Raw genomic sequence first — 5,092 nt, forward strand, 5'->3', positions numbered from 1 at the left:
CAGGCCAGACCCTTCAAATGGACCAAGACTGCCGACCAGATCCTCGACCGCATCTGCCGCTACTGCTCACGCATCTCCGAACCAGATCACTAGGCATCTCCGTACGGCACCTGACCCGGATCTTCGAGTCGACCGGCAGGTCTCCCGTGCGGCACATCATGGAGCGGCGATTGGTGGAGGCACATGGGGAGCTCACGGATCCGGGAACGCGGCAGACCACGATCGCCGATGTGGCTCACCGGTGGGGCTTCTCCAGCCAGACCCACTTCGCTCGCCACTTTCGCGCAAGATTCGGTATGACCCCGAGTGCAGCCCGCAGGGAGAGCACTGGTCGGCCAACTCCCTATACAGGTTCAGTCGTTGCCCAGTCGTGCGTGACGCATCGCAAGTGCCGGGCCTCTCCTGCCCCGGCTCGTCCACGTGGCAGCGGTCAGTGAGCTGTCTGATGACGGCTTCCGCACCGCCACCGCCGGTAGGGGCGGCCTCGCGTGACACGAAGTCAGACGTCGCCTCTGGTGGCTGTCCGGTGGGCGGTGAGGGGCTTGTCGGACCGAGCTGGCCGGCACCATCGCGGGAGCACGGGATGGTCCGGTGTACCACCCCGTGCCGAGTCGGGGCCTCGTGGCAGCGTCCCCGAGGGGCTCAGCGCAGGCGGGGCAGCGCATCGCGCGCCGCCATGCTCACCGTCCGCAGATCGCGCGTGAACTGCTCCCGATGCTCTGCGGGCAACAGGTCGAGGAGGAACCGCTGCACGTTCTCCACATGCATACGGGCTGCCCTCACCACGGTCTCCTCCCCCAGTTGCGTCAATCGGACCACGCGGCCTCGGCGATCCTCCGGATTCTCCTCGCGGGCCACCAGACCCGCCGCCTCCATCCGGTCCACCAACCGTGTCGCCCCGCCCGTGGTGAGCACTCGCTCCTGGGCGATGGCCCGCATCGACATGCCCGGCCCACCGGCCCGCCCCAGAATCAGCAGCACCTCGAACATCAGGTGGCTGATCCCGCACTCCTCCTCAAGGGCCCGGCCCAGGATGTACTCCAGCCGGTTGGCAGCCCCCTGCAACCAGCCAAACACCAGCACCATCCCGTCGTTCGCCGCCTGCTCGGCCGTCGTGATCTGCGCGTCCCGTGCCACCGCCCCCCTTTCTCAGCTCAGTCGTGGCGCAGACGCGCCGCTGCTCATGATCCCTCGTAGGACAGGGTGAGCCGCACCGGTTCACCTACCCCCGGCGAAGACTCGCAGGTCATGAGGAGCCGGGCTGCGCGCACGTAGCCCACAGCGACGTCCGTGACGGACGTCCAATGCTGGTTGCGCACACGAATGTTCCTTTTGTAGGCCCCTGTGATCTGCCCCATCCTGACGATACGCCCGAAGCGCGAATCTGCGAGGTACCCCCATGAAGGCCGAGACCTGGGCAGACCACCTGCCCCTGACACGGCCAGGCCCGCCCCCGTCCGCAGCTTCGACACAGCAGACCGGCGACTACGTACCCCAAGGCCGATGCCGCGCCGCCCGCCACATGGAGCCGACTATTCGCACCGCCGCGGCAAGAAAGTCGAAGAGTTCCACCGTTGGGAAATACCTGATGCGTCAGATACTGTTACGCCAGGTGAATGCGCCCGCGGAAGGCGGGCTCCCCAACCGGGAGGCACGGCCCTCATGAAGCTCGTCTACGTCTTCGATGCCTACTGCGGCTGGTCGTACGGTTTCGCGCCGACGCTGGCCGAACTCGTCCGACGCCACCCTGGTCTGGACGTAGAAGTGGTCTCGGGCGGCCTGTTCACGGGCTCACGCCGTGTACCTGTCCGGGAGTTCGGATACGTCCAAGGCGCCAACGCCAAGATCAGTGAGCTGACCGGGGTCAGCTTCGGGGCCGGCTACACGCGCCTGATCGCGGACGGTTCGTTCGTGATGGACTCCGAGGCCGCGGCGCGAGGGGTGGCCGCGTTGCGGCAGGCCGCGCCCCACCGCATCGTGGAACTGACCGCCGCACTCCAGTCCGCGTTCTACGCGGACGGAATGAGCCTGTCCGACCCGGCCACCTACCGTGCGGTCGCCGAAGCGGCCGGTCTGGACCCGGACGGCGTCGCCGACGCGTTCGCCGCACCGGGTTCGGCCACCGTCGCGAAGGCCGACTTCGAGAGGACGGCCGCGCTGGGCGTGGACAGCTTCCCCACCCTGCTGGCCATCCAGGCCGGCCGCACCGTGGCCGTGGCTGTCGGCCATGCGACCGCCGACGAGGTCGAGCAGCGCATGGACGCCCTCACCGCCACTCACTGACATCCCTCTTCGCATCCCCTCCCCTACGAAGGAACCACCATGAGCACCCTCGCATTCAAGGTCATCGACCTCGACTTCCCCGTCGGCGCCAAGAACAAGACCGCCACCCTGATCACGGGCGAAGAGCAGGCGTTCCTGATCGACGCCGGGTTCACCCGTGCCGACGGCCACCGCCTGGTCGCCGAGATCCTGGACTCCGGCAAGACGCTGACGAAGGTTTTCATCAGCCACGCCGACCCCGACTTCTACTGGGGCGCGGAAGTGATCGCCGACGCCTTCCCCGAGGCCGACATCGTCGCCACCCCGCTGGTCATCGAGCACATCGCAGCTGCGTACGAGGGCAAGCTCAAGGCGTGGGAGGCCGTCGGTGCCAACCGTCCCACCCGGCTGGTCGAACTGGCCGAACTGACCGGTGACATCACCTTCGAGGGCCACGTCTTCCAGCTCAAGGGCGGCCACCCGGGTCTGCCCGACCGGCACTACCTGTGGCAGGCCGAGCACCGGGCGATCGTCGCCGGCGTCCTGCTCTTCGAGAACGAGCACGTATGGGTCGCCGACACCGCCACCCCCGAGTCTCGCGCCGTGTGGATCGAGCTGCTCGACGAGATGACGGCCCTGGACCCCGCCTTCGCCGTTCCCGGCCACCGGCTGCCCACCGACACCCTCGACGCGAGCCCGATCGCCTACACCCGCGACTACCTCACCGCGTTCGAGGCCGAACTCGCCAAGGCCGACACCGGCGAGGCGCTGACCAAAGCGCTGGTGGCCCGCTACCCGGAATCCGGAATGCTCATCGCCGCCCAGCTCGGCGCCAAGGTCGCCAAGGGCGAGATGACCTGGGGCTGACCACCGCCCTCCCGCGGCCGGTGCCGACGTTTCGCCGACAGCCCGCCACCGGCCGCCCATCGGCCCCGCCGCCGACCCCGCACTGACACTCGCGCCCCTGTGAGAGCCACATGAACGCCGCCGCCTCCGACACCCGAGCCGTCAGTTCCGGGCCTGTCGTCGCACGCCACTACCCGCTGTTCGAGTTCGCGCTGTCGACTGTGCTGCTGTTCACGGTCGTGACCGTGGTCCGCTGGCTCATGGCCCCTCCTTCTCCTCTCCGCATCGCTGATGTCCAGACCGCTCTGGCCGTCGTCGGGGTGATCGTGGGTGCGGTGCTGCTCTGCCTGATCTACAGCCCGTGGGGGCGGCGTTCCGGAGCACACATGAACCCGGCGGTCAGTGTCGCCCTGTGGCTCATGGGCGCCTTCCCCCGGCGCTGGGTCCTGCCTTACGTCCTCGCCCAGCTCGCCGGATCGCTGGCCGGGGCAGCACTGGCGGGCCTGGTCTGGGGCCAGACAGCGACCGCCGCGCCGATCCGGTACGCCGCCGTCCAGCCGGCCCCCGACTGGAACGGCCTCTCGGTCTTCGTCGCCGAGTTCGGGTGCCTGGTCGCCGTCACCCTGCTGATCGGCTTCTTCCTCGCCTACCCCGCACGGGCCCGCTGGCTCCCCCTCACCCTCGCCGCGGCCACGGCACTGATCGTCGGCGTTCTCGGTCCGCGCAGCGGCGGCGCGACCAACCCTGCCCGCCAGCTCGGTCCCGCACTCCTGTCCGGGGAATCCGGCTACCTGGCCATCTACCTGATCGCCCCCGTCCTCGGCGCCGTTCTTGGAGCGGGTATCCACCAGCTGCTGCAGCGCTACGGCACAGCCAGGCGCGTGCCCACCTACCACCTGTGCCCCTCTACTGCCGACCCCGCCCTGACTTGACCGCCCTCGGAAGGCCAACCCATGAGTGAGACAACCGACTTCCACGCGTCCGCCGCCCCCGCCGACGTGGTCCGGCGCCAGTACCTCGCCTCCGCCCACCGCGACCTCGAAGCCCTGCGGGCCACGCTGGCCTACGACGTGGAATGGACCGAGATGGCGGGCTTCCCGCTGGCCGGCACCTACCGCACCCCCGACGGCGTCACCTCCGCGGTCATGGAACAGCTCGGCAAGGACTGGGACGACTGGGCCGCCCACGACGACACCTACGTCGTCGACGGCGAGAACGTCGTGGTCCTGGCCCGCTACACCGCCACCAACAAGGCCACCGGCAAGGACATCAACGTACGCGTCGCCCACCACTTCGTCGTACGCGGCGGACTCATCGTCCGCTTCGAACAGTTCGTGGACACCGCCAAGGTCCGCGACGCGATGACCGCCTGACACACCCTCACCACACAGGACCGACCTGAGGACACGCCCGAACACCGCCCGGAACGGCCGGCAGTTCGCGTGCAGAGCTCGGACACGGGCGCCTACGCCGTCCGGAAACCGCCTGATGCGCAGCGGCCGACGCCGCGTCCTTCGGCACCGGGGTGAAACCCGCCACACGTCCATGCTCCGCCACAGCCGGGGCGGCGATGCGACTCACAGCCGATCAGTCACCCCTCTCGGCTCGGTCGAGGACCGTAACGAGGACGGGATCCACATCAACCGTCCACAGGCGTGGAGCCGACCTCGGCGAGCCTGCAACCCCCCAGACCGGATGCCGCCCCCGCGGGGGCGGCATCCGCACCGCACCTGACAGGTGCACCACGGATCGGCGAAACATGACCCAATTTAAGGAGTCTTGAGAGCCCCATGCGCAAGATCACCCGGAAGCGCTCGTCCACTGTCAGAGCGCTCCAACGCGGGGCAGTACCACTGCTGGTGGCCGGACTGCTCGTCGGCTCGGGCACAGCGGCCACCGCCGCCACCCACACCGCGGCAGCCACCGCCCATGCCGGGCAGGACAAGGTCATCACGCTGCCCGGCGCATCCTCGGCCGAGGGCAT

General features: G+C 69.0%; 7 protein-coding genes. 6 read left to right on the forward strand and 1 reads right to left on the reverse strand.

Going from position 1 to position 5,092, the window contains the following annotated elements; translation table 11 throughout:
• The first annotated feature begins 17 nt into the window (after positions 1–17).
• On the forward strand, positions 18–437 hold the full coding sequence (locus tag ACFU53_RS46445; RefSeq protein ID WP_384006289.1) for a helix-turn-helix transcriptional regulator: 420 nt from the start codon (positions 18–20) through the stop codon (positions 435–437).
• Positions 438–642: 205 nt separating this feature from the next.
• On the opposite strand, the gene ACFU53_RS46450 is transcribed toward ACFU53_RS46445, so the two are convergent.
• Complete coding sequence (locus ACFU53_RS46450; RefSeq protein ID WP_384006291.1) at positions 643–1,086, reverse strand: MarR family winged helix-turn-helix transcriptional regulator; 444 nt, start codon at positions 1,084–1,086, stop codon at positions 643–645.
• A gap of 576 nt (positions 1,087–1,662) precedes the next feature.
• Here ACFU53_RS46450 and ACFU53_RS46455 point away from each other — a divergent pair.
• The 5 genes from ACFU53_RS46455 to ACFU53_RS46475 all read left to right on the forward strand — a co-directional run.
• Positions 1,663–2,283 (forward strand): DsbA family protein, encoded by a 621-nt coding sequence (locus ACFU53_RS46455; RefSeq protein ID WP_384006279.1) that lies wholly within the window; start codon positions 1,663–1,665, stop codon positions 2,281–2,283.
• 39 nt (positions 2,284–2,322) lie between these two features.
• Entirely contained in the window at positions 2,323–3,129 is an 807-nt protein-coding gene (locus tag ACFU53_RS46460; protein ID WP_384006281.1) for an MBL fold metallo-hydrolase, read from the forward strand.
• Positions 3,130–3,239: 110 nt separating this feature from the next.
• Positions 3,240–4,040 carry an aquaporin gene (locus ACFU53_RS46465; RefSeq protein WP_384006283.1) on the forward strand — a complete coding sequence of 267 codons (801 nt, stop codon included), beginning with the start codon at positions 3,240–3,242 and terminating at the stop codon, positions 4,038–4,040.
• A gap of 21 nt (positions 4,041–4,061) precedes the next feature.
• On the forward strand, positions 4,062–4,481 hold the full coding sequence (locus ACFU53_RS46470; RefSeq protein ID WP_384006285.1) for a nuclear transport factor 2 family protein: 420 nt from the start codon (positions 4,062–4,064) through the stop codon (positions 4,479–4,481).
• A gap of 417 nt (positions 4,482–4,898) precedes the next feature.
• A partial coding sequence (locus tag ACFU53_RS46475; RefSeq protein ID WP_384006287.1) for a hypothetical protein occupies positions 4,899–5,092 on the forward strand: 194 nt, incomplete at its 3' end.

Origin of the sequence: Streptomyces sp. NPDC057474 (assembly GCF_042802555.1) — a bacterium.
In the GTDB taxonomy this organism is placed as follows: domain Bacteria; phylum Actinomycetota; class Actinomycetes; order Streptomycetales; family Streptomycetaceae; genus Streptomyces.